The sequence below is a fragment of the Streptomyces altiplanensis genome (assembly GCF_053591575.1).
The window spans coordinates 142,840-164,598 of the sequence record NZ_JBSFUB010000006.1 but is presented as its reverse complement, the minus strand read 5'-3'; the positions used below and the strand labels follow the sequence as shown (position 1 = coordinate 164,598).

Here is a 21,759-nt window from a genome sequence, read left to right as displayed (position 1 = left end):
ACGGGTGAAAACCAGGCCGTGCGGCGCGCTGGCCCGTTGATTGACCGGGAGAACGAGTGGACTAAAGTGACGCGAAGTGGGTGGCGTGATGTGCCCTTACTGCCTTACCGACACATACCGCACATTCCGAATTTCTCCCGCGTGCGCGGCGTACGTACGGCCCGGCCTCCTCCCGCTCGCCGGTCGGCCGACGCCCCTTCCCCGGCGGCGGCAGGCCGTTTCCCCTTCTGAGCGGGTGGGGACCAGGCCGTACGTACACGACCGCGCCGGTACCTGAGAGGGCGCATGAGCCAGACCCGACACGTCCCGGTGATGCTCCAGCGATGCCTGGACCTGTTGGCCCCGGCCCTCGGCGAGCCGGGAGCGGTGGTCGTCGACTGCACCCTCGGCCTCGGCGGACACAGCGAGGCCCTGCTCACCGCCTTCCCCTCGGCGCGGCTCGTCGCGCTCGACCGGGACAAGGAGGCGCTGCGGCTCTCCGCCGAGCGGCTCGCCCCGTTCGGCGACCGGGCCACCCTGGTGCATGCCGTCTACGACGAGCTGCCCGAGGTCCTGGAACGCCTCTCCGTCCCGCGCGTCCAGGGCGTCCTCTTCGACCTCGGCGTCTCGTCGATGCAGCTCGACGAGCGGGAGCGCGGTTTCGCGTACGCCCACGACGCCCCGCTCGACATGCGCATGGACCAGACGACGGGCGTCAGCGCGGCCGAGGTCCTCAACACCTACCCGCCGGGCGAGCTGGTGCGGATCCTGCGCCAGTACGGCGAGGAGAAGCAGGCCAAGCGGATCGTCTCGGCGATCGTGCGCGAGCGCGAGAAGGAGCCGTTCAGCAACAGCGGCCGGCTCGTCGAACTGATCCGCGACGCCCTGCCGCAGGCGGCCAAGCGCACCGGCGGCAATCCCGCCAAGCGCACCTTCCAGGCGCTGCGCATCGAGGTCAACGGTGAGCTCAGCGTGCTGGAGCGGGCCATCCCGGCGGCGGTGAAGTCGCTCGCCGTGGACGGCCGGATCGCGGTCCTCTCGTACCACTCGCTGGAAGACCGCCTGGTCAAGCAGGTCTTCGCGGCCGGGGCCGCCAACACCGCGCCCCCCGGTCTGCCCGTCGTGCCGGAGCGGTACCAGCCGCGGCTGAAGCTGCTGACGCGCGGCGCGGAACTGCCGACGGACGAAGAGGTCGCGGAGAACCGCCGCGCCGCCCCGGCCCGGCTGCGCGGGGCGCAGCGCATCCGGGAGGACGTGCTGTGACCGAACCGGCCAAGCAGCTGAAGGGGCGGGCCGCGCGGTTGTCGCGGCTGATGCCCTCGGGTCCGGCCCAGGCGGCCAGGACCCCCTTCGTGCTGCTGGTCGTGCTGCTGCTCGGCGGCGGCCTCATCACCCTCCTGCTGCTGAATTCCTCGCTCAACCAGGGTTCGTTCGAGCTGAGTGAACTCAAGAAGCGGACCACCGAGCTGACCGACGAGGAGCAGGCGCTCCAGCAGGACGTGGACGACCGGTCCGCGCCCGGCGCGCTGGAGCGCAGGGCGCGCGAACTCGGCATGGTGCCCGGCGGCAGCCCCGCCTTCCTCGGCCCCGACGGTACGGTCCGGGGCGTACCGTCCAGAGCGACTGCCGAAACCGCCGCCGGTCCCGTGCCGCTGAGCCTGCCCGGTTCCGTGCCGCTGAGCCCGCCCGATCCCGGCCCGCCCCTGGCGGTCTTCTCCCCGCAGGCGCCGGCGCCGCCCGCGCCCTCTGCGGCCGCCGTTCCTCCCGCGGCCGTTCCCGTCCCGTGAGCCCGTCCGCGAAGCCGATCACGACCCCCGGCAGGTGACGCAGTGCCCCCTCAGGAACCACCGCGCCGTCGCGTGCCCGGCCCCGGGCGACCGCACAGCGGCGGGCGCCCGAGGCCCGCAGCGCGGCCCGGGACGCGCCCCCCGGCGGGGCGGCCGCGTCCCGCGCCCAGGGCCGCCCGCTCGTTGCAGCTCGGCAGCCCCAGGCCCCGGCTGCGGCTGGTCGGCGTCGGACTGACCCTGGTCATGCTGGCCTTCGTCGTACGGCTGCTCCAGGTCCAGGCCGTGGACGCGAGCGCGTACGCCGCCAAGGCCGAGAAGAACCGGTACTTCACCTCGACCCTGGCCGCCGAGCGCGGCAAGATCACCGACCGCAGCGGCATCGCCCTGGCCACCAGCGTCGACGCGCACGACATCACGGCCGACCCGTCGATGTTCACCGCCAAGTTCACCAGGGCCCCGGACACGCCCGAGCGGGCCGCGGAGATCCTCGCGCCCATCCTGCGCAAGGACGCGGCCGAACTGGTGCAGAAGCTCAGGACGCCCAAGAGCAGGTACGCCGTCCTGGCCCGCCGCCAGACCCCGCAGATCTGGAAGCAGATCAAGGACCTCAAGAGCGTCTTTGCCAAGAAGGCCAGTGCGGACAAGGCCAGGGGCGGCAAGGGCGTCGACGTGCTCGCCGGTGTCTTCCAGGAGGCCAGCAGCAAGCGCGTCTACCCCAATGGCGACCTCGCCGCCGGGATACTCGGTTACGTCAACGCCGAGGGCAAGGGCGCGGGCGGCCTGGAGACCCAGCTGGACGAGGAGCTCGCGGGCAAGGACGGCGAGATCAAGTACGCCCAGTCCGGCGGCCGCAGGGTTCCCACGGTCGGCGCCCGCGAGGTCCCCGCCGTCCCCGGCTCCGACATCGAGCTGACCATCGACCGCGACATCCAGTGGGCCGCCCAGGACGCCATCGCCGAGCAGGTGGAGAAGTCCGGGGCGGACCGCGGCTACGTGATAGTCCAGGACACCCGCACCGGCGAGGTCCTCGCCATGGCCAACGCCCCCGGCTTCGACCCCAACGACCTCTCGCAGGCCGACGCGGCCGCCATGGGCAACGCCGCCCTCCAGGACGCGTACGAACCGGGCTCCACCGCCAAGGTCATGTCCATGGCCGCGGTGCTGGAGGAGAACGCGGCGGTGCCCGGCACCCATGTCGTCGTACCCAACCGGCTGCACCGCGGCGACCGCCTGTTCAAGGACGACATCGACCACCCCACCTGGTACCTGACGCTCAACGGCGTGCTCGCCAAGTCCAGCAACATCGGCACGATCCTGGCGACCGAACAGCTCGGCAAGACCCGGGCGCAGGCCAACCAGGTCCTCTACTCCTACCTGCGCAAGTTCGGCCTCGGCCGTCCCAGCGGGCTCCACTACCCCGGCGAGACCGCGGGCATCCTCGCGGCCCCCGGCGACTGGAGCACCTCGCAGCAGTACACGATCCCGTTCGGCCAGGGACTCTCGCTCAACGCCATGCAGGCGGCCTCCGTCTACTCGACGATCGCCAACGGCGGCGTACGGATCCAGCCAACCCTGGTCCGCGGCACCAAGGGACCCGACGGCCGCTTCACGCCCGCCCCCGAGCCCGGGAAGAGCCGGGTGGTGAGCGAGAAGACCGCCAGGACCCTGGCCACCATGCTGGAGTCGGTCGTCGACGACGAGGAGGGTACGGGAACCAAGGCCCGCATCCCCGGCTACCGCGTCGGCGGCAAGACCGGAACCTCCAACCGGGTGGATCCGGCCACTGGACGCTACAAGGGCTACACCGCGTCCTTCGCCGGTTTCGCCCCCGCGGACAAGCCGCGGGTCACCGTGTACTGCGCCATCCAGAACCCCACCAGAGGCAGCTACTTCGGCGGCCAGATCTGCGGCCCCGTCTACAAGCAGGTCATGGAGTTCGCACTCAAGACCCTCCAGGTCGCACCGACCGGCAGCGAGCCCGCCCGGCTGCCGGTGTCCTTCACGCCCGGCGAGTGACTCAGGACCACCAGTGACAACGATCACCCCGTACCCCGGGAACCAAGAAGACCCCGCTCCGCGTCGGCACCCCTCGTTTCGCGAGGGGCCGGGTACGCCCGGTACGCTCACCGCCGTGCCACACGCTGATCAGTCCCAAACCACCCAGAAGGACGCCCCGGTGACGTACCCCGGAGCGCCCCGGCCGGTCCAGGTCCGCCCGACACCCCTCGGGGAGCTGGCCGAGCGGCTGGGTATCGAGGCCCGAGCCGCCGAGAGCGCCGTCGAGGTCACCGGTATCACGCACGACTCCCGTGCGGTGAGGCCCGGCGACCTGTACGCCGCCCTCCCGGGGGCGCGCCTGCACGGCGCCGACTTCGCCACGCAGGCGGCGGGTCTCGGCGCGGCCGCGATCCTCACCGACCCGGCGGGCGCCGCACGCGCGGCCGAGGCCGGCCTGCCGGCCCTGGTCGTCGACGACCCGCGCGGCCGGATGGGCGAGCTCGCCACCGAGATCTACGGCCACCCCGGCGACGCCCTGCTCCAGCTCGGCATCACCGGCACGTCCGGCAAGACCACCACGGCGTACCTCGTCGAGGGAGGTCTGCGGGCGGCCGGGAGGCTGACCGGCCTCATCGGCACGGTCGAGATGCGCATCGGCGACGAGCGCATCAAGTCCGAGCGGACCACCCCCGAGGCCACCGACCTCCAGGCCCTGTTCGCCGTCATGCGCGAACGCGGCGTCGAGGCGGTCGCCATGGAGGTCTCCAGCCACGCGCTGGTGCTCGGCCGGGTCGACGGCTGCGTCTTCGACGTCGCGGTCTTCAACAACCTGAGCCCCGAGCACATGGAATTCCACTCCGACATGGAGGACTACTTCCAGGCGAAGGCGCGTCTCTTCACCCCGGAGCGCAGCAGGGTGGGCGTCGTCAACTTCGACGACGAGTACGGGCGCAGGCTCATCACCGAGTCCGGCGTCCCGGTCACCTCCTTCTCCGCCGAGGGCCACCCGGACGCCGACTGGCGCGCCGAGGGCGTCGAAGTCGGCCCGTTCACCAGTACGTTCACGGCGGTCGGTCCCCAGGGCGAGCGCATCGCCGCGAAAGCCCCGCTGGCGGGCCCCTTCAACGTCGCCAACACGCTCGCCGCGATCGTCACGCTCGCCGTGGCCGGCGTGGACCCGCAGACCGCCGCCGACGGCATCGCCGCCGTCCCCGGCGTCCCGGGCCGCCTGGAGCGCGTGGACGAGGGCCAGCCGTACCTCGCCGTCGTCGACTACGCCCACAAGACGGACGCCGTCGAATCGGTCCTGCGCGCGCTGCGCAAGGTCACCGAGGGCGAACTGCACATCGTGCTCGGCTGCGGCGGCGACCGCGACAAGCAGAAGCGGCCCTCGATGGGCGCCGCCGCCGCCCGCCTCGCCGACACCGCCGTACTGACCTCCGACAACCCGCGCTCCGAGGACCCCCTCGCGATCCTCGCCGCGATGCTCGCGGGCGCGGCCGAGGTGCCCGCGCACGAGCGCGGCGACGTCCTGGTCGACGCCGACCGTGCCTCGGCCATCGCCGCGGCGGTCGCCCGCGCCAAGCCCGGCGACACCGTGCTCGTCGCCGGCAAGGGCCACGAGCAGGGCCAGGACATCGCCGGAGTGGTGCGCCCCTTCGACGACCGCCAGGTGCTCCGCACCGCGATCCTGAGCGCCGCACCGGCCCACGACGGCGAGGTGGCCCGGTGATCGCCCTCTCCCTCGCCGAGATCGCCGGGATCGTCGGCGGGCAGTCGCACGACATACCGGACAGCGCCCTGCGGGTGACCGGCCCCGTCGTCATCGACTCCCGCGAGGTCCGGCCCGGCAGCCTCTTCGCCGCCTTCGCGGGCGAGCGCGTCGACGGCCACGACTTCGCCGCGCGCGCCGTCGACGCGGGGGCGGCAGCCGTACTGGCGACCCGCCCCGTCGGCGTACCCGCCATCGTCGTGGACGACGTCACCGAGGCGCTGGGCGCCCTGGCGCGCGCCGTCGTCGAACGGCTCGGCACCAAGGTCGTCGCGCTCACCGGCTCGGCCGGCAAGACCTCCACCAAGGACCTGATCGCCCAGCTGCTGGAGCACAAGGCCCCCACGGTCTGGACGCCCGGATCCCTCAACAACGAGATCGGTCTGCCGCTCACCGCGCTGCGCGCCACCGAGGAGACCGAACACCTGGTCCTCGAAATGGGTGCGCGCGGCATCGGCCACATCCGGTACCTCACCGGCCTGACCCCGCCGCGCATCGGCCTCGTGCTGAACGTCGGGACCGCCCACATCGGCGAGTTCGGCGGACGCGAGCAGATCGCCGAGGCCAAGGGCGAGATGGTCGAGGCGCTGCCGCCGGCCGAGGAGGGCGGCGTGGCCGTCCTCAACGCCGACGACCAGCTCGTACGGGCCATGACGTCCCGTACGAAGGCCCGGGTGGTGCTCTTCGGCGAGGCCGCCGACGCGGACGTACGTGCCGAGAATGTCCGGCTCATGGAGAATGGCCGGCCCTCCTTCATCCTTCGCACACCCACCGGGTGCAGTGACGTGACCATGCGGCTGTACGGTGAGCACCACGTGTCGAACGCGCTCGCCGCGGCCGCCGTCGCCCATGAGCTGGGCATGTCCGTCGACGAGATCGCCACCGCGCTCTCCGAGGCGGGCACGCTGTCCCGCTGGCGCATGGAGGTCACCGAGCGTCCTGACGGCGTGACAGTCGTCAACGACGCCTACAACGCGAACCCCGAATCCATGCGAGCCGCCCTGCGCGCGCTCGCGGCCATGGGCCAGGGGCGTCGTACGTGGGCGGTGCTCGGCCAGATGGCCGAGCTGGGTGACGATTCGCTCGCCGAGCACGACGCGGTCGGACGGCTCGCCGTCCGGCTCAACGTCAGCAAGCTCGTGGCAGTCGGGGGCAGGGAAGCGTCCTGGCTGCAGCTGGGCGCTTACAACGAGGGTTCGTGGGGTGAGGAGTCGGTGCACGTGTCCGACGCGCAAGCGGCGGTCGACCTGTTGCGCAGTGAACTGCGTCCGGGAGACGTCGTGCTGGTGAAGGCTTCCAGGTCGGTCGGTCTCGAGCGGGTCGCCCAGGCGCTCCTCGACCACCGCGCCGAGGGCGAGGTCACCGGCCGATGAGGCAGATCCTCTTCGCGGGAGTCATCGGGCTCTTCCTGACCCTGATCGGCACCCCGCTGCTCATCAAACTGCTGGCCCGCAAGGGGTACGGGCAGTTCATCCGGGACGACGGTCCGCGCGGCCACCACGGCAAGCGCGGCACCCCCACCATGGGCGGCATCGCCTTCATCCTGGCCACGCTCATCGCGTACGCCCTGGCGAAGGTGATCACCGGCGAGAGGCCGAGCGCCTCCGGTCTGCTGGTGCTGTTCCTCATGGCGGGCATGGGCCTGGTCGGCTTCCTCGACGACTACATCAAGATCGTCAAGCAGCGCTCACTGGGTCTGCGGGCCAAGGCCAAAATGGCCGGCCAGCTGATCGTCGGCATCGCCTTCGCCGTCCTGGCCCTGCAGTTCAAGGACGTGCGCGGCAACGCCCCGGCCTCCACCAAGCTCTCCTTCGTCCAGGACTTCGGCTGGTCGATCGGCCCGGTGCTGTTCGTGGTCTGGGCGCTGTTCATGATCCTGGCGATGTCGAACGGTGTGAACCTCACCGACGGCCTCGACGGACTCGCCACCGGCGCCTCCGTGATGGTCTTCGGTGCGTACACCTTCATCGGCCTGTGGCAGTTCCAGGAGTCCTGCGCGGACGCGCCGAGCCTGACCAACCCGGAAGCCTGCTTCGAAGTACGAGATCCACTCGACCTCGCGGTCGTCGCGGCGGCCCTCATGGGCGCCTGCTTCGGCTTCCTGTGGTGGAACACCTCGCCCGCCAAGATCTTCATGGGTGACACCGGTTCGCTCGCCCTCGGCGGCGCGCTCGCGGGTCTGGCGATCTGCTCGCGCACCGAGTTCCTGATGGCGCTCCTCGGCGGCCTGTTCGTCCTGATCACGATGTCCGTCGTGATCCAGGTCGGCTCCTTCAAGATGACCGGCAAGCGCGTCTTCAAGATGGCGCCGCTCCAGCATCACTTCGAACTCAAGGGCTGGTCCGAAGTCCTCGTGGTGGTCCGCTTCTGGATCATCCAGGGCATGTGCGTGATCATCGGCCTCGGACTCTTCTACGCGGGCTGGGCGGCCGACAAGTGACAGACACGACCTGGACCGGCAAGCGGGTGACCGTCGCGGGTCTCGGCGTCTCCGGGATCCCCGCAGCACGCGTGCTGCGGGGCCTCGGGGCCCACGTCACCGTCGTCAACGACGGCGACGACGACCGCTCCCGCGCCCAGGCCGCCGAACTCGAAGCGCTCGGCGTCACCGTCCGCCTCGGCGACGGCGCGACCCTCCCCGAGGGCACCGAGCTGATCGTCACCGCGCCTGGCTGGCAGCCCGGCAAGCCGCTCTTCGCGGCCGCCGCCGAGGCGGGCGTGGAGATCTGGGGCGACGTCGAACTGGCCTGGCGCCTGCGGGGCCCGGACGCCGCTCCCTGGCTCGCGGTCACCGGCACCAACGGCAAGACCACGACCGTACGCATGCTGGCCTCCATCCTGGAGGCCGCCGGCCTGCGGACCGCCGCCGTCGGCAACATCGGCGTCTCGCTGCTCGACACCGTCCTCGGCGACGAGAAGTACGACGTGCTGGCCGTCGAGCTCTCCAGCTACCAGCTGCACTGGGCGCCCTCGCTGCGCGCCCACTCCGCGGCCGTGCTGAACCTCGCCCCCGACCACCTCGACTGGCACGGCTCCATGGAGGCGTACGCCGCCGACAAGGGCCGGATCTACGAGGGCAACCAGGTCGCCTGCGTCTACAACGCCCAGGACCCCGCGACCGAGGCCCTGGTCCGCGAGGCCGACGTCGAGGAGGGCTGCCGCGCGATCGGCTTCACCCTCGGCCCGCCCGCGCCCTCCCAGCTCGGTGTCGTCGACGGCATCCTGGTCGACCGTGCCTTCGTCGCGAACCGCCAGAAGAACGCCCAGGAGCTCGCGGACGTCTCCGACGTCGACCCGCCCGCCCCGCACAACATCGCCAACGCCCTCGCGGCCGCGGCCCTGGCCCGCGCCTACGGCGTCGAACCCGCCGCCGTACGCGACGGACTGCGCGCCTTCCGCCCCGACGCCCACCGCATCGAGCACGTCGCGGACGTCGCCGGTGTCGCGTACGTCGACGACTCCAAGGCCACCAACACCCACGCCGCCGAGGCATCCCTCGCGGCGTACGACCCCATCGTGTGGATCGCGGGCGGCCTCGCCAAGGGCGCCACCTTCGACGAACTCGTCCAGAGGTCGGCGAAGCGGCTGCGTGGCGCCGTCCTCATCGGCGCCGACCGCGCGCTGATCCGCGAAGCCCTCGCGCGACACGCGCCCGAGGTGCCGGTGGTCGACCTCGACCGGACCGACACTGGGGCGATGTCGGCGGCGGTCCGCGAAGCGGCGCGGCTCGCGCGGCCCGGGGACACGGTCCTGATGGCCCCGGCCTGCGCCTCCATGGACATGTTCACCAACTACAACAAGCGTGGCGAGGCATTCGCCGACGCCGTACGCGAGTTGGCTCCGGAGCGCGACTAGCGGGCCGGTCCCCGCGCCACGGACCGGCCGGCGCAGCTCACGAGTGGAGGGGACACCGAGATGTTGGCCGACGACAGCGCCCCGCGCGGCCGCACCGCCTTGCGCGGGCACACGGGCACCGCGGCGGCGCGGACGCCGGGCAAGGCGGGGAAACGGACGGCCCGCCGTCCGGCCGCCGTACGCCGCCGCGTCACCCTCCGGTCCGGGCCGCCCCGCGGGAGCGGCCTGCGGCGCCTGTACGAGCGGGCACGCCGCACCTGGGACCGGCCGCTCACGGCGTACTACCTCATCCTGGGCAGCGCCCTGCTGATCACCGTGCTCGGCCTCGTGATGGTCTACTCCGCGTCGATGATCAAGGCGCTGGAACTGTCGCTGCCCGCCTCGTACTTCTTCCGCAAGCAGTTCCTCGCCGCGGTCATCGGCACGGCGCTCCTGCTCGTCGCGTCCCGGATGCCCGCCAAACTGCACCGCGCGCTCTCCTACCCCCTGCTGGCCCTGACCGTCTTCCTGATGGTGCTGGTCCAGATCCCCGGGATAGGAGTCTCGATCGGCGGCAACCAGAACTGGATCTCGCTCGGCGGCCCGTTCATGCTCCAGCCCAGCGAGTTCGGGAAACTGGCCCTCGTCCTGTGGGGGGCCGACCTGCTCGCCCGCAAGCAGGAGAAGCGGCTGCTGAACCAGTGGAAGCACATGCTGGTGCCGCTCGTGCCCGTCGCCTTCCTGCTGCTCGGCCTGATCATGCTCGGCGGCGACATGGGCACGGCGATCCTCCTCACCGCGATCCTCTTCGGCCTGCTCTGGCTCGCGGGAGCGCCCACCAGGCTCTTCGCCGGCGTGCTCGCCTTCGCCGCCTGCGTCGGGGCCATCCTCATCAGCAACAACGCCAACCGGATGTCGCGGCTCGCCTGCACCGGTGCGACCGACCTCGGTCCCAAGGGTGAATGCTGGCAGGCGGTGCACGGAATCTATGCTCTCGCCTCGGGCGGATGGTTCGGTTCCGGACTGGGTGCGAGTGTGGAGAAATGGGGGCAACTCCCGGAGCCGCACACCGACTTCATCTTCGCCATCACCGGTGAGGAACTGGGTCTGGCGGGGACGCTGTCGGTACTCGCCCTCTTCGCGGCTCTAGGCTATGCGGGTATCCGCGTGGCCGGACGCACGGAGGACCCCTTCGTGAGGTACGCCGCGGGAGGTGTGACCACGTGGATCACGGCCCAGGCCGTGGTCAACATCGGTGCGGTGCTCGGCCTGCTGCCGATCGCCGGTGTCCCGCTCCCGCTGTTCTCCTACGGGGGCTCTTCTCTGCTGCCGACCATGTTCGCCGTAGGGTTGCTGATCGCCTTCGCGCGAGAGGATCCCGCTGCGAAGGCCGCCCTCGCCATGCGAAGGACCGTCCTTGGCAAAGGGGCCGGGGTGAGATGGAAGACGATGAGACGGCGCGTCAAGAAGCGTCCGTCCGGAGAGCGGTGAATTTCGGTGCATGTCGTACTCGCCGGTGGGGGGACCGCCGGCCACATCGAGCCCGCGCTTGCCCTCGCGGACGCACTGCGGAGGCAGGACCCGGCCGTGGGCATCACAGCCCTCGGCACGGAGCGCGGACTTGAGACCAGGCTCGTACCCGAGCGGGGTTACGAACTCGGGCTCATCCCCGCGGTGCCACTGCCCCGCAAACCCACCCCGGAGCTGATCACCGTCCCCGGGCGGCTGCGCGGCACCATCAAGGCCGCCGAGCAGATCCTGGAGCGTACGAAGGCGGACTGCGTCGTCGGGTTCGGCGGTTACGTCGCCCTGCCCGGCTACCTCGCGGCCAAGCGCCTGGGTGTGCCGATCATCGTCCACGAGGCCAACGCCAGGCCGGGACTGGCCAACAAGATCGGCTCCCGCTACGCGCACGCCGTGGCCGTCTCCACCCCCGACAGCAAGCTGCGCGGCGCCCGCTACATCGGCATCCCGCTGCGCCGCACCATCGCCACCCTCGACCGGGCCCGGGTCCGCCCGGAGGCGCGCGCCGCCTTCGGTCTCGACCCCAACCTGCCGACGCTGCTGGTCTCCGGCGGCTCGCAGGGCGCCCGCCGCCTCAACGAGGTCATCCAGCAGGTCGCGCCGGTGCTCCAGCGTTCCGGCATCCAGATCCTGCACGCGGTCGGTCCCAAGAACGAACTGCCGCGTGTGGACAACATGCCCGGTATGCCGCCCTATATCCCGGTACCGTACGTGGACCGGATGGACCTCGCGTACGCCGCGGCCGACATGATGCTCTGCCGCGCGGGCGCGATGACCGTCGCCGAACTCTCCGCCGTCGGGCTCCCGGCCGCCTACGTCCCGCTGCCCATCGGCAACGGCGAGCAGCGCCTCAACGCCCAGCCGGTGGTCAACGCCGGGGGCGGTCTACTGGTCGACGACGCGCAGCTGACGCCGGAGTGGGTGCAGGCCCAGGTGCTCCCGGTCCTCGCGGACCCGCACCGGCTCTTCGAGATGTCCCGCGCCGCCGCCGAGTTCGGCCGCCGGGACGCCGACGAACTGCTCGTCGGCATGGTGTACGAGGCGATCGCCGCACGCAGGGCCGGCTGAACGGCCCACCGACGCAGGAGTCCAGGAGGCGACAGGGAGTGGCCGGACCGACGACCGCCCAGCGCGGTGCACGACAGGCGCAGGGGTCGTCGGCGGCCCGCCCGCCGCACGGTGGCCCGTCGGGCGGCCGGTTCCGGCTGCCCGGCCGGGGTGTTCTGATCCTGTCGCTGGTCCTGGCGGTGGTGCTCACCGCGGGTGGGATCTGGGTGCTTTACGGCTCTTCCTGGCTGCGCGTGGAGCGGGTGGAGCCGTCGGGCACACAGGTTCTGACGCCTGATGAGGTGCTCGCGGCGGCGGCCGTCCCGGTCGGAGCGCCACTGATTTCGGTCGACACGGACGCCATTGAGGACCGGCTGCGCCGGAAATTGCCCCGTATTGACTCGGTAGAAGTCATTCGTTCCTGGCCGCACGGAATCGGTCTGAAAGTGACCGAGAGAAAGCCGGTGCTGCTCATCGAAAAGGGCGCGAAGTTCGTCGAAGTGGACGATGAGAGTGTGCGGTTCGCCACGGTCGCCAAGGCGCCCGAAGGCGTGCCGCTGCTGGAACTGGCGTCCGGTCGGTCCCCGAGCCTGCGCCGCTTCGGCGCGGACCGGCTGCTGAGCGAGGCGGTCCGGGTCATGGGGGACCTGCCGGAGTCCGTCGCCCGTGACACGCTGGCCGTCCAGGCCGGCTCGTACGACTCCATCACCCTGAAGCTGACCGGGGACCGTACTGTCGTCTGGGGCAGCGCCGAACAGGGCGCGGCGAAGGCGCGCACGCTGAAGGCCCTCATGAAAGCAGCGCCGGAGGCCGGGCGCTTCAATGTGAGTGCGCCCACGGCCCCGGCCGCGTCGGGCAGTTGACGGTCATACGCCCTGGCCAGCACCCTGGTTGGCCAGCGATATGGGTGATCACATAGGGTGAAAAGAAAAACGGGAGGTTCGGCGTGTTCGTTGAACGTGCGCCACTTGTCGACTTAGTGTCCTGTTCGGAGAGTCCAAGGAACAGACACACTGGTAACCCTAAACTTCAAGGTTAGGGTTCGGGTCGGCGTTCGGACCGTCCCAATCGGCATCAGTCGTCGCGGCGCTGCAACTCCGCGGCGGCACGTAACTCGAGGCGAGAGGCCTTCGACGTGGCAGCACCGCAGAACTACCTCGCAGTCATCAAGGTCATCGGTGTCGGCGGCGGTGGTGTCAATGCCATCAACCGAATGATCGAGGTCGGTCTCAAGGGCGTCGAGTTCATCGCGATCAACACTGACGCGCAAGCCCTGTTGATGAGCGACGCCGACGTCAAGCTCGACGTCGGACGCGAACTGACCCGCGGCCTCGGCGCCGGAGCCAACCCGGCAGTCGGCCGTAAGGCGGCAGAGGACCACCGTGAGGAGATCGAGGAGGTCCTCAAGGGGGCCGACATGGTCTTCGTCACCGCAGGCGAAGGCGGTGGCACCGGAACCGGTGGCGCCCCTGTCGTCGCCAACATCGCGCGCTCGCTCGGCGCCCTCACGATCGGTGTGGTCACCCGCCCGTTCACCTTCGAGGGCCGGCGTCGCGCGAACCAGGCGGAGGACGGCATCGCCGAGCTCCGCGAAGAGGTCGACACCCTCATCGTCATTCCCAACGACCGGCTGCTGTCCATCTCGGACCGCCAGGTCAGCGTGCTGGACGCGTTCAAGTCCGCCGACCAGGTACTGCTCTCCGGCGTCCAGGGCATCACCGACCTCATCACCACACCCGGTCTGATCAACCTCGACTTCGCCGACGTCAAGTCGGTCATGTCCGAGGCCGGTTCGGCGCTCATGGGCATCGGTTCGGCGCGCGGCGACGACCGTGCGGTGGCCGCCGCGGAGATGGCGATCTCCTCGCCGCTCCTGGAGGCGTCCATCGACGGTGCCCGCGGCGTGCTGCTCTCCATCTCCGGCGGCAGCGACCTCGGTCTCTTCGAGATCAACGAGGCCGCGCAGCTGGTGAGCGAGGCCGCCCACCCCGAGGCCAACATCATCTTCGGCGCGGTCATCGACGACGCGCTGGGCGACGAGGTACGGGTCACCGTCATCGCCGCGGGCTTCGACGGCGGACAGCCGCCGGCCCGCCGCGAGAACGTGCTCGGCGTCGGCACCGGCTCGGGCGCCAAGCGCGAGGAGTCCGCGCCGTCCCGGCCCGCCGAGCCCTCGCGGCCCGTCGGCGGCATCGGCACCGTTCCTCCGCGCGAGCGCGACGAGCCGGCTCCGGCCCAGTCCCAGGCCGAGGCCGCCCCGGCGGCCGAGCTCCCGAGCACGCCGGCCTCGCCGGCGCACGTACCGCCGGCCCGTCCCTACCAGGACAGCCAGGCGGAAGAGCTGGATGTTCCGGACTTCTTGAAGTGACAGTGCAGCCCGACGCGATACACGAGAACGGCGCGCACTTCGCCTTCACCGACAGGTGGGGCGGCGTGAGCGCCGTTCCGTACGACCAGCTCAATCTCGGCGGTGCGGTCGGCGACGACCCCGCCGCCGTGCGCGGCAACCGGGAGCTCGTCGCCACGTCGCTCGGCCTCGACCCGGACCTGGTCGTCTGGATGAACCAGGTGCACGGACGCGATGTGGCCGTGGTCGAGGGACCGTGGGGCGCCGCGAGCGCCGGGAAGGACCGGGCCGTTCCGGCGGTCGACGCGATCGTGACCGCCCGTCGCGGCCTCGCCCTCGCCGTACTCACCGCGGACTGCACGCCCGTCCTGCTGGCCGACCCCGTCGCCGGTGTCGCGGCCGCCGCTCACGCCGGACGCCCCGGCATGGTCGCGGGGGTCGTCCCGGCCGCGGTCGAGGCGATGATCGCACTGGGCGCCGATCCTTCCCGTATCACCGCGCGTACGGGGCCCGCCGTCTGCGGGCGCTGCTACGAAGTCCCGGAGGAGATGCGGGCCGAGGTGGCGCAGGCCGTGCCCGAGGCATGGTCGCAGACCAGCTGGGGAACACCGGCCGTCGACGTGAGCGCCGGAGTGCACGCCCAGCTCGAAGCGCTCGGCGTACGCGACCGGTGGCGGTCGCCGGTCTGCACGCTGGAGTCGGGCGACCACTTCTCCTACCGCCGCGACCGCACCACGGGGCGGCTCGCCGGATATGTCTGGCTGGACGGATGGGCATGACGGACCGCAAGGAACAACTCGCCGCGAACCTGGCGCAGGTGGAGGAGCGGATCGCCGCCGCCTGCGCGACCGCGGGGCGGGAGCGCGAAGAGGTGACCCTGATCGTGGTCACCAAGACGTACCCGGCCGGCGATGTGCGCCTGCTCGCCGAACTCGGCGTGCGCCATGTCGCGGAGAACAAGGACCAGGACGCGGCGCCCAAGGCGGCCGCGTGCGCAGACCTGTCGCTCAACTGGCACTTTGTTGGGCAACTTCAGACAAACAAGGCCCGTTCTGTGGCCAGTTATGCCGATGTGGTGCAGTCCGTCGACCGGGCGAAGCTCGTCACGGCGCTCTCGGCCGGAGCGGTACGGGCCGGGCGCGAGCTGGACTGCCTCATTCAGGTCGCCCTCGACGCGGAGTCGGGCGAACGGGGGGAGCGCGGCGGCGTCGCGCCCGACGGCATCGAGGAGTTGGCCGCGAAGGTGGCCGGCGCGCCGGGTCTCAGACTCAAGGGGCTGATGACCGTCGCGCCGCTCGCCGGACCGTACGCGGGGCGCCAACGGGCGGCGTTCGAGCAGCTGATGGAATTCTCATCCAGCCTGCGCGTGGCCCATCCTGCTGCGAACATGGTCTCGGCAGGGATGAGTGCGGACCTTGAGCACGCGGTGGCCGCCGGAGCGACACATGTACGCGTCGGTACTGCGGTGCTCGGAGTCCGACCCGGGCTCGGGTAACGTCGCGAAGCAGGTCGGACCACAGCAGAAAATATGGTCATTCCCACTGTGAGGTGGGCAGACCGAGTGGATCGCGGGCACTTGGTAACGATGCCGATCCACCACAGAGCGGAGGACTCAGAGAATGGCCGGCGCGATGCGCAAGATGGCGGTCTACCTCGGCCTCGTGGAGGACGATGGGTACGACGGCCGGGGTTTCGATCCCGATGACGATTTCGAGCCCGAGCCGGAGCCGGAGCGGGAGCACCGTCGGCACCAGCCCCCGCATCAGGAGCGGCACGAAGAGCCCGTGCGTGCGGTGCAGCCGCCCGCCCAGCGTGAGCCGGTGCCCCACGTCACTCCGCTTCCCGCAGAAATCGGGCGACCGGCACGTATCGCCCCCGTGGCATCCATCACACCTGAACGTCCGAACCTGGAGAAGAACGCACCGGTGATCATGCCCAAGGTCGTGTCCGAGCGGGAGCCCTACCGCATCACCACGCTGCACCCGCGGACCTACAACGAGGCCCGTACCATCGGGGAACACTTCCGTGAGGGCACTCCGGTGATCATGAACCTGACCGAGATGGACGACACGGACGCGAAGCGACTTGTCGACTTTGCGGCGGGACTCGTCTTCGGCCTGCATGGCAGCATTGAACGAGTGACGCAGAAGGTGTTCCTGTTGTCGCCTGCTAACGTCGATGTCACGGCGGAGGACAAGGCCCGTATCGCAGAGGGCGGTTTCTTCAACCAGAGCTGAGACAAGGCACCGGGAACGACCCCGGCCGGCAGGCCGGAGCCACGAGAGCACGGGGAGAGGGAAGCGCGAGATGGGTATCGCACTGGACGTGATCTACATCGCGCTGATGTGTTTCCTCATCGTGCTGATCTTCCGGTTGGTCATGGATTACGTCTTCCAGTTCGCACGCTCATGGGAACCCGGCAAGGCGATGGTGGTCGTCCTGGAGGCCACCTACACTGTCACCGATCCACCGCTCAAGCTTTTGCGGCGGTTCATTCCGCCGCTGCGTCTCGGGGGCGTGGCACTCGACCTGTCCTTCTTCGTTCTGATGATCATCGTCTACATCCTGATCAGCCTCGTGAACAACTTTGCGAGCCGGATGTGAGCGATACGGTCTTGCCGACTGCCGACGACTACGTAGAGGTGAAGAAGAGATGCCGTTGACCCCCGAGGACGTGCGGAACAAGCAGTTCACGACCGTCCGTCTCCGAGAAGGCTATGACGAGGACGAGGTCGATGCCTTCCTCGACGAGGTCGAAGCTGAACTGACACGCCTGCTCCGCGAGAACGAGGACCTGCGCGCGAAGCTGGCCGCCGCGACGCGTGCCGCCGCGCAGAACCAGCAGCAGCAGGGTATGCGCAAGCCGCCGGAGCAGCAGGATCGTCCCGGCGCGCCCGTGCCCGCCGCCATATCTGGTCCGCCGGTCCAGCAGCAGCCGCCGCAGATGGGCCCGCCCCAGCTGCCGGGTGGCGCTCCGCAGCTGCCCGCGGGCCCCAGTGGCCACGGACAGCAGGGCCAGCACGGACAGGGCCAGCTCGGCCAGGGCCAGCAGCACGGCCAGGGTCCGCAGGGCCAGCACGGTCCCGGCCCGATGGGGCAGGGTCCCATGGGTCAGGGTCAGATGGGCCAGGGTCAGATGGGCCAGGGTCAGATGGGCCAGGGCCAGATGGGTCAGGGTCAGATGGGTCAGGGTCAGATGGGCGGCCCGATGGGCGGTCCCATGGGCGGCCACGGCCCGCAGCTTCCGCAGCCCGGTCAGGGCCCCGGCGGCGACAGCGCCGCGCGTGTGCTCTCGCTGGCGCAGCAGACCGCCGACCAGGCGATCGCGGAGGCCCGTTCCGAGGCCAACAAGATCGTCGGCGAGGCGCGCAGCCGTGCCGAGGGTCTGGAGCGGGACGCCCGTGCGAAGGCCGACGCGCTGGAGCGGGACGCGCAGGAGAAGCACCGCGTGGCGATGGGCTCGCTGGAGTCCGCCCGCGCCACGCTGGAGCGCAAGGTCGAGGACCTGCGTGGCTTCGAGCGCGAGTACCGCACCAGGCTGAAGTCCTACCTGGAGAGCCAGCTGCGTCAGCTGGAGACCCAGGCCGACGACTCGCTGGCCCCGCCGCGGACCCCGGCGACCGCTTCGCTGCCGCCGGCTCCGCAGATGAGCGGTTCGATGGCATCGGCCGGTTCGGGTGGCATGGGACACGGCATGGGAGGCAACCCGTCGATGGGTGGCCACGGTGGCCCGTCCTCCAACGGTCCGTCGTACGGCGGCCAGCAGCAGATGTCGCCGGCGATGACCCAGCCGATGGCGCCGGTGCGGCCGCAGGCGCCGCAGCCGATGCAGCAGGCTCCGTCGCCGATGCGCGGATTCCTCATCGACGAGGACGACAACTGACGGCCGTGCGCGCGCTGAGCGCGTAGCCGTCGGCAGGCTGAGGGCCGGGCCCCGGGGATTTCTCCCCGGGGCCCGGCCCTTTTTTGCGTACGCGCGGTGCGGGTGCGGGTGCGGGTGCGGGCCGGGCGCCTGCGGCGGACTTGTCCCCCGCCCCGGCCTCTCCCGTAACCGGGGCTCCGCGCCGGACCCCGGCCCTCGAACACCGGGCGGGCTGGAAGATCCAGCCCGCCCGGGGACCGGGGAAACACGAAGGCCCGGCCGACGAGGGTCGGCCGGGCCCTGGTGCCGGGCGGCGTTACACCTCGGTCTTGCGGAGGCGGAAGGTCAGGGACAGCCCCTCGTCGGTGAACGGGGCGCCGTACGTCTCGTCCGCTTCCGCCGCGGCGAAGTCCAGCGCCAGAACCTCGTCCGCGATGAGCGCGGCGTGCTCGGTGAGCGCCTCCTCCGTCTCCGGGGAGGCGGCGGTCCAGCGCACGGCGATACGGTCCGCCACGTCCAGACCGCTGTTCTTGCGGGCCTCCTGGATCAGGCGGATCGCGTCACGGGCCAGGCCCGCGCGGCGCAGTCCGGGGGTGATCTCCAGGTCCAGGGCGACCGTGGCGCCCGAGTCGGAGGCCACCGACCAGCCCTCGCGCGGGGTCTCGGTGATGATCACCTCGTCGGGGGAGAGGGACACCTCTTCGCCGTCCACCGCGACCGTTGCCGTGCCCTCGCGCAGGGCCAGGGACAGAGCTGCCGCGTCCGCCTCCGCCACGGCCTTGGCCACCGCCTGCACGCCCTTGCCGAAGCGCTTGCCGAGGGCGCGGAAGTTCGCCTTGGCGGTCGTGTCGACGAGCGAGCCGCCCACCTCGGAGAGCGAGGCGAGGGAGGAGACGTTCAGCTCCTCGGTGATCTGGGCCTGGAGCTCGGGGGTGAGGGAGTCGAAGCCGGAGGCCGCGACCAGGGCGCGGGACAGGGGCTGCCGGGTCTTGACCCCCGACTCGGCCCGCGTCGCGCGCCCCAGCTCGACCAGGCGGCGCACCAGCGCCATCTGCTGGGACAGCGTCGGGTCGATCGAGGCCAGGTCGGGCTCGGGCCAGGTGGAGAGGTGCACCGACTCCGGGGCGTCCGGGGTGACCGGGACGATCATGTCCTGCCAGACCCGCTCGGTGATGAAGGGGGTCAGGGGGGCCATGAGGCGGGTGATCGTCTCGACCACGTCGTGCAGGGTGCGCAGCGCCGCCTTGTCGCCCTGCCAGAAGCGGCGGCGCGAGCGGCGTACGTACCAGTTCGAGAGGTCGTCGACGAAGGCGGACAGGAGCTTGCCGGCCCGCTGGGTGTCGTACGACTCCAGGGCCTGCGTGACCTGGTCGGTCAGCGCGTGGAGCTCGGACAGGAGCCAGCGGTCCAGCACCGGGCGGTCCGCGGGAGCCGGGTCGGCCGCGGAGGGGGCCCAGTTCGACGTACGGGCGTACAGGGCCTGGAAGGCGACCGTGTTCCAGTACGTGAGGAGGGTCTTGCGGACGACCTCCTGGATCGTGCTGTGGCCGACCCGGCGGGCCGCCCAGGGGGAGCCGCCGGCCGCCATGAACCAGCGGACCGCGTCGGCGCCGTGCTGGTCCATGAGCGGGATGGGCTGGAGGATGTTGCCCAGGTGCTTGGACATCTTCCGGCCGTCCTCGGCGAGGATGTGGCCCAGGCAGACCACGTTCTCGTACGACGACTTGTCGAAGACCAGCGTACCGACGGCCATCAGCGTGTAGAACCAGCCGCGGGTCTGGTCGATGGCCTCCGAGATGAACTGCGCCGGGTAGCGCTTCTCGAAGAGCTCCTTGTTCTGGTACGGGTAGCCCCACTGCGCGAACGGCATCGAGCCCGAGTCGTACCAGGCGTCGATGACCTCGGGGACGCGCGTCGCGGTCCGGTCGCAGGCCGGGCAGGGGAAGGTCACCGCGTCGATGTACGGGCGGTGCGGGTCCAGGGACGACTGGTCGGTGCCGGTGAGGTCGGAGAGCTCGGCGAGCGAGCCGACGCACGTGAGGTGGTCGTCCTCGCAGCGCCAGATGGGCAGCGGGGTGCCCCAGTAGCGGTTGCGGGACAGGGCCCAGTCGATGTTGTTGTTCAGCCAGTCGCCGAAGCGGCCCTGCTTCACCGACTCCGGGAACCAGTTGGTCTGCTCGTTCTCGCGCAGCAGCGCGTCCTTGACCGCGGTGGTCCTGATGTACCAGGACGGCTGCGCGTAGTAGAGGAGCGCGGTGTGGCAGCGCCAGCAGTGCGGGTAGCTGTGCTCGTACGGGGTGTGGCGGAAGAGCAGGCCGCGGCGGTCCAGGTCCTCGGTGAGGGCCTCGTCGGCCTTCTTGAAGAACTGACCGCCGACGAGGCCGAGTTCCGGCTCGAAGGTGCCGTCGGGCAGGACCGGGTTCACGACCGGGAGGCCGTACCCGCGGCAGGTCTTGAGGTCGTCCTCACCGAAGGCGGGGGCCTGGTGGACCAGACCCGTGCCGTCCTCGGTGGTGACGTAGTCGGCGTTGACGACGTAGTGCGCTTCGGAGGGGAACTCGACCAGCGCGAAGGGGCGCTCGTACGTCCAGCGCTCCATCTCGGCGCCGGTGAAGCTCCGGCCGGTCGCCTCCCAGCCCTCGCCGAGGGACTTCTCCAGGAGGGGCTGGGCCACGACCAGCTTCTCCTCGCCGTTCGTCGCCACGACGTAGGTGACGTCGGGGTGCGCGGCGACCGCCGTGTTGGAGACGAGGGTCCAGGGGGTCGTCGTCCAGACCACCAGCGACGCCTCGCCCGCGAGCGGGCCAGAGGTCAGCGGGAAGCGGACGAAGACCGAGGGGTCGACGACCGTCTCGTACCCCTGCGCCAGCTCGTGGTCGGACAGGCCGGTGCCGCAGCGGGGGCACCAGGGGGCGACGCGGTGGTCCTGGACCAGCAGGCCCTTGTTGAAGATCTCCTTCAGCGACCACCAGACGGACTGGACGTATGCCGGGTCCATGGTCCGGTACGCGTCGTCGAGGTCGACCCAGTAGCCCATGCGGTTCGTGAGCTCGGTGAAGGCGTCGGTGTGGCGGGTCACCGACTCGCGGCACTTCGCGTTGAACTCCGCGATGCCGTACGCCTCGATGTCCTTCTTGCCGTTGAAGCCCAGTTCCTTCTCGACGGCGAGCTCGACCGGCAGGCCGTGGCAGTCCCAGCCGGCCTTGCGGGCGACGTGGTAGCCGCGCATGGTGCGGAAGCGCGGGAAGACGTCCTTGAAGACGCGGGCCTCGATGTGGTGCGCGCCCGGCATGCCGTTGGCGGTGGGCGGGCCCTCGTAGAACACCCACTCGGGGCGCCCCTCGGACTGTTCGAGACTCTTCGAGAAGACCTTGTTCTCGCGCCAGAAATCGAGCACGGCGTGCTCGAGCGCGGGCAGGTCGACCTGGGCGGGCACCTGGCGGTACAGCGACATCGATTCCTCCGGCGGACTGTGACTTCCGTCGGAGGGACGAGAGCGCTGGGCTCCCGCGGTACCACCCTCCTTGGCCACGGGCGGCGCCCGTGACCCCCTCATTGGGGCAGCGATGCCGGTTCTACTGGCCCTGCGCCCGTGGGCGGAGCCCACTGC

General features: G+C 70.9%; 16 protein-coding genes and 1 pseudogene. 16 read left to right on the top strand and 1 reads right to left on the bottom strand.

Annotated features, from left to right (window positions below):
- Positions 1 to 285: 285 nt before the first annotated feature.
- From rsmH to ACWD0Y_RS04620, 16 genes and pseudogenes are all read left to right on the top strand, one after another.
- Positions 286 to 1,242 carry a 16S rRNA (cytosine(1402)-N(4))-methyltransferase RsmH gene (rsmH, locus tag ACWD0Y_RS04695; protein WP_450259022.1) on the top strand — a complete coding sequence of 319 codons (957 nt, stop codon included), beginning with the start codon at positions 286 to 288 and terminating at the stop codon, positions 1,240 to 1,242.
- Positions 1,239 to 1,763 (top strand): annotated as a pseudogene (locus tag ACWD0Y_RS04690) (FtsB family cell division protein); the annotation flags it as partial. The gene rsmH and the pseudogene ACWD0Y_RS04690, both read left to right, overlap by 4 nt.
- A gap of 45 nt (positions 1,764 to 1,808) precedes the next feature.
- Complete coding sequence (locus ACWD0Y_RS04685) at positions 1,809 to 3,782, top strand: peptidoglycan D,D-transpeptidase FtsI family protein (protein WP_450259010.1); 1,974 nt, start codon at positions 1,809 to 1,811, stop codon at positions 3,780 to 3,782.
- Between the two features lie 13 nt (positions 3,783 to 3,795).
- Positions 3,796 to 5,496, top strand: coding sequence for a UDP-N-acetylmuramoyl-L-alanyl-D-glutamate--2,6-diaminopimelate ligase (locus ACWD0Y_RS04680; protein WP_450259009.1), 1,701 nt, complete (start codon positions 3,796 to 3,798; stop codon positions 5,494 to 5,496).
- On the top strand, positions 5,493 to 6,908 hold the full coding sequence (locus tag ACWD0Y_RS04675; RefSeq protein WP_450259008.1) for a UDP-N-acetylmuramoyl-tripeptide--D-alanyl-D-alanine ligase: 1,416 nt from the start codon (positions 5,493 to 5,495) through the stop codon (positions 6,906 to 6,908). The genes ACWD0Y_RS04680 and ACWD0Y_RS04675 overlap by 4 nt, the downstream gene beginning before the upstream one ends.
- Complete coding sequence (mraY, locus tag ACWD0Y_RS04670; protein ID WP_093801273.1) at positions 6,905 to 7,975, top strand: phospho-N-acetylmuramoyl-pentapeptide-transferase; 1,071 nt, start codon at positions 6,905 to 6,907, stop codon at positions 7,973 to 7,975. Before ACWD0Y_RS04675 ends, mraY begins: the two co-directional genes overlap by 4 nt.
- Entirely contained in the window at positions 7,972 to 9,390 is a 1,419-nt protein-coding gene (murD, locus tag ACWD0Y_RS04665; RefSeq protein WP_450259007.1) for a UDP-N-acetylmuramoyl-L-alanine--D-glutamate ligase, read from the top strand. The genes mraY and murD overlap by 4 nt, the downstream gene beginning before the upstream one ends.
- 60 nt (positions 9,391 to 9,450) lie before the next feature.
- Complete coding sequence (ftsW, locus tag ACWD0Y_RS04660; RefSeq protein ID WP_450259006.1) at positions 9,451 to 10,860, top strand: putative lipid II flippase FtsW; 1,410 nt, start codon at positions 9,451 to 9,453, stop codon at positions 10,858 to 10,860.
- Positions 10,861 to 10,866: 6 nt separating this feature from the next.
- Positions 10,867 to 11,961, top strand: coding sequence for an undecaprenyldiphospho-muramoylpentapeptide beta-N-acetylglucosaminyltransferase (murG, locus tag ACWD0Y_RS04655; RefSeq protein WP_450259005.1), 1,095 nt, complete (start codon positions 10,867 to 10,869; stop codon positions 11,959 to 11,961).
- Between the two features lie 38 nt (positions 11,962 to 11,999).
- Positions 12,000 to 12,803, top strand: coding sequence for a cell division protein FtsQ/DivIB (locus ACWD0Y_RS04650; protein WP_450259004.1), 804 nt, complete (start codon positions 12,000 to 12,002; stop codon positions 12,801 to 12,803).
- A 272-nt stretch (positions 12,804 to 13,075) separates the two neighbouring features.
- Entirely contained in the window at positions 13,076 to 14,308 is a 1,233-nt protein-coding gene (gene ftsZ / locus ACWD0Y_RS04645; protein WP_450259003.1) for a cell division protein FtsZ, read from the top strand.
- A 2-nt stretch (positions 14,309 to 14,310) separates the two neighbouring features.
- Complete coding sequence (gene pgeF / locus ACWD0Y_RS04640; protein ID WP_450259021.1) at positions 14,311 to 15,066, top strand: peptidoglycan editing factor PgeF; 756 nt, start codon at positions 14,311 to 14,313, stop codon at positions 15,064 to 15,066.
- The gene (locus ACWD0Y_RS04635) at positions 15,063 to 15,782 is read left to right on the top strand and encodes a YggS family pyridoxal phosphate-dependent enzyme (RefSeq protein ID WP_450259002.1); all 720 of its coding nucleotides are present in this window, start codon (positions 15,063 to 15,065) and stop codon (positions 15,780 to 15,782) included. Before pgeF ends, ACWD0Y_RS04635 begins: the two co-directional genes overlap by 4 nt.
- A 124-nt stretch (positions 15,783 to 15,906) precedes the next feature.
- Positions 15,907 to 16,524 (top strand): cell division protein SepF, encoded by a 618-nt coding sequence (locus tag ACWD0Y_RS04630; RefSeq protein ID WP_450259001.1) that lies wholly within the window; start codon positions 15,907 to 15,909, stop codon positions 16,522 to 16,524.
- A 70-nt stretch (positions 16,525 to 16,594) separates the two neighbouring features.
- A complete protein-coding gene (locus ACWD0Y_RS04625; RefSeq protein WP_093801281.1) occupies positions 16,595 to 16,891 on the top strand; it encodes a YggT family protein in 297 nt (98 codons plus the stop codon).
- 49 nt (positions 16,892 to 16,940) lie between these two features.
- Positions 16,941 to 18,170, top strand: a complete 1,230-nt coding sequence (locus ACWD0Y_RS04620; protein WP_450259000.1) for a DivIVA domain-containing protein — start codon at positions 16,941 to 16,943, stop codon at positions 18,168 to 18,170.
- Positions 18,171 to 18,465: 295 nt separating this feature from the next.
- Here ACWD0Y_RS04620 and ileS read toward each other — a convergent pair whose 3' ends face one another.
- Positions 18,466 to 21,603, bottom strand: a complete 3,138-nt coding sequence (ileS, locus tag ACWD0Y_RS04615; protein ID WP_450258999.1) for an isoleucine--tRNA ligase — start codon at positions 21,601 to 21,603, stop codon at positions 18,466 to 18,468.
- Between the last annotated feature and the right edge of the window lie 156 nt (positions 21,604 to 21,759).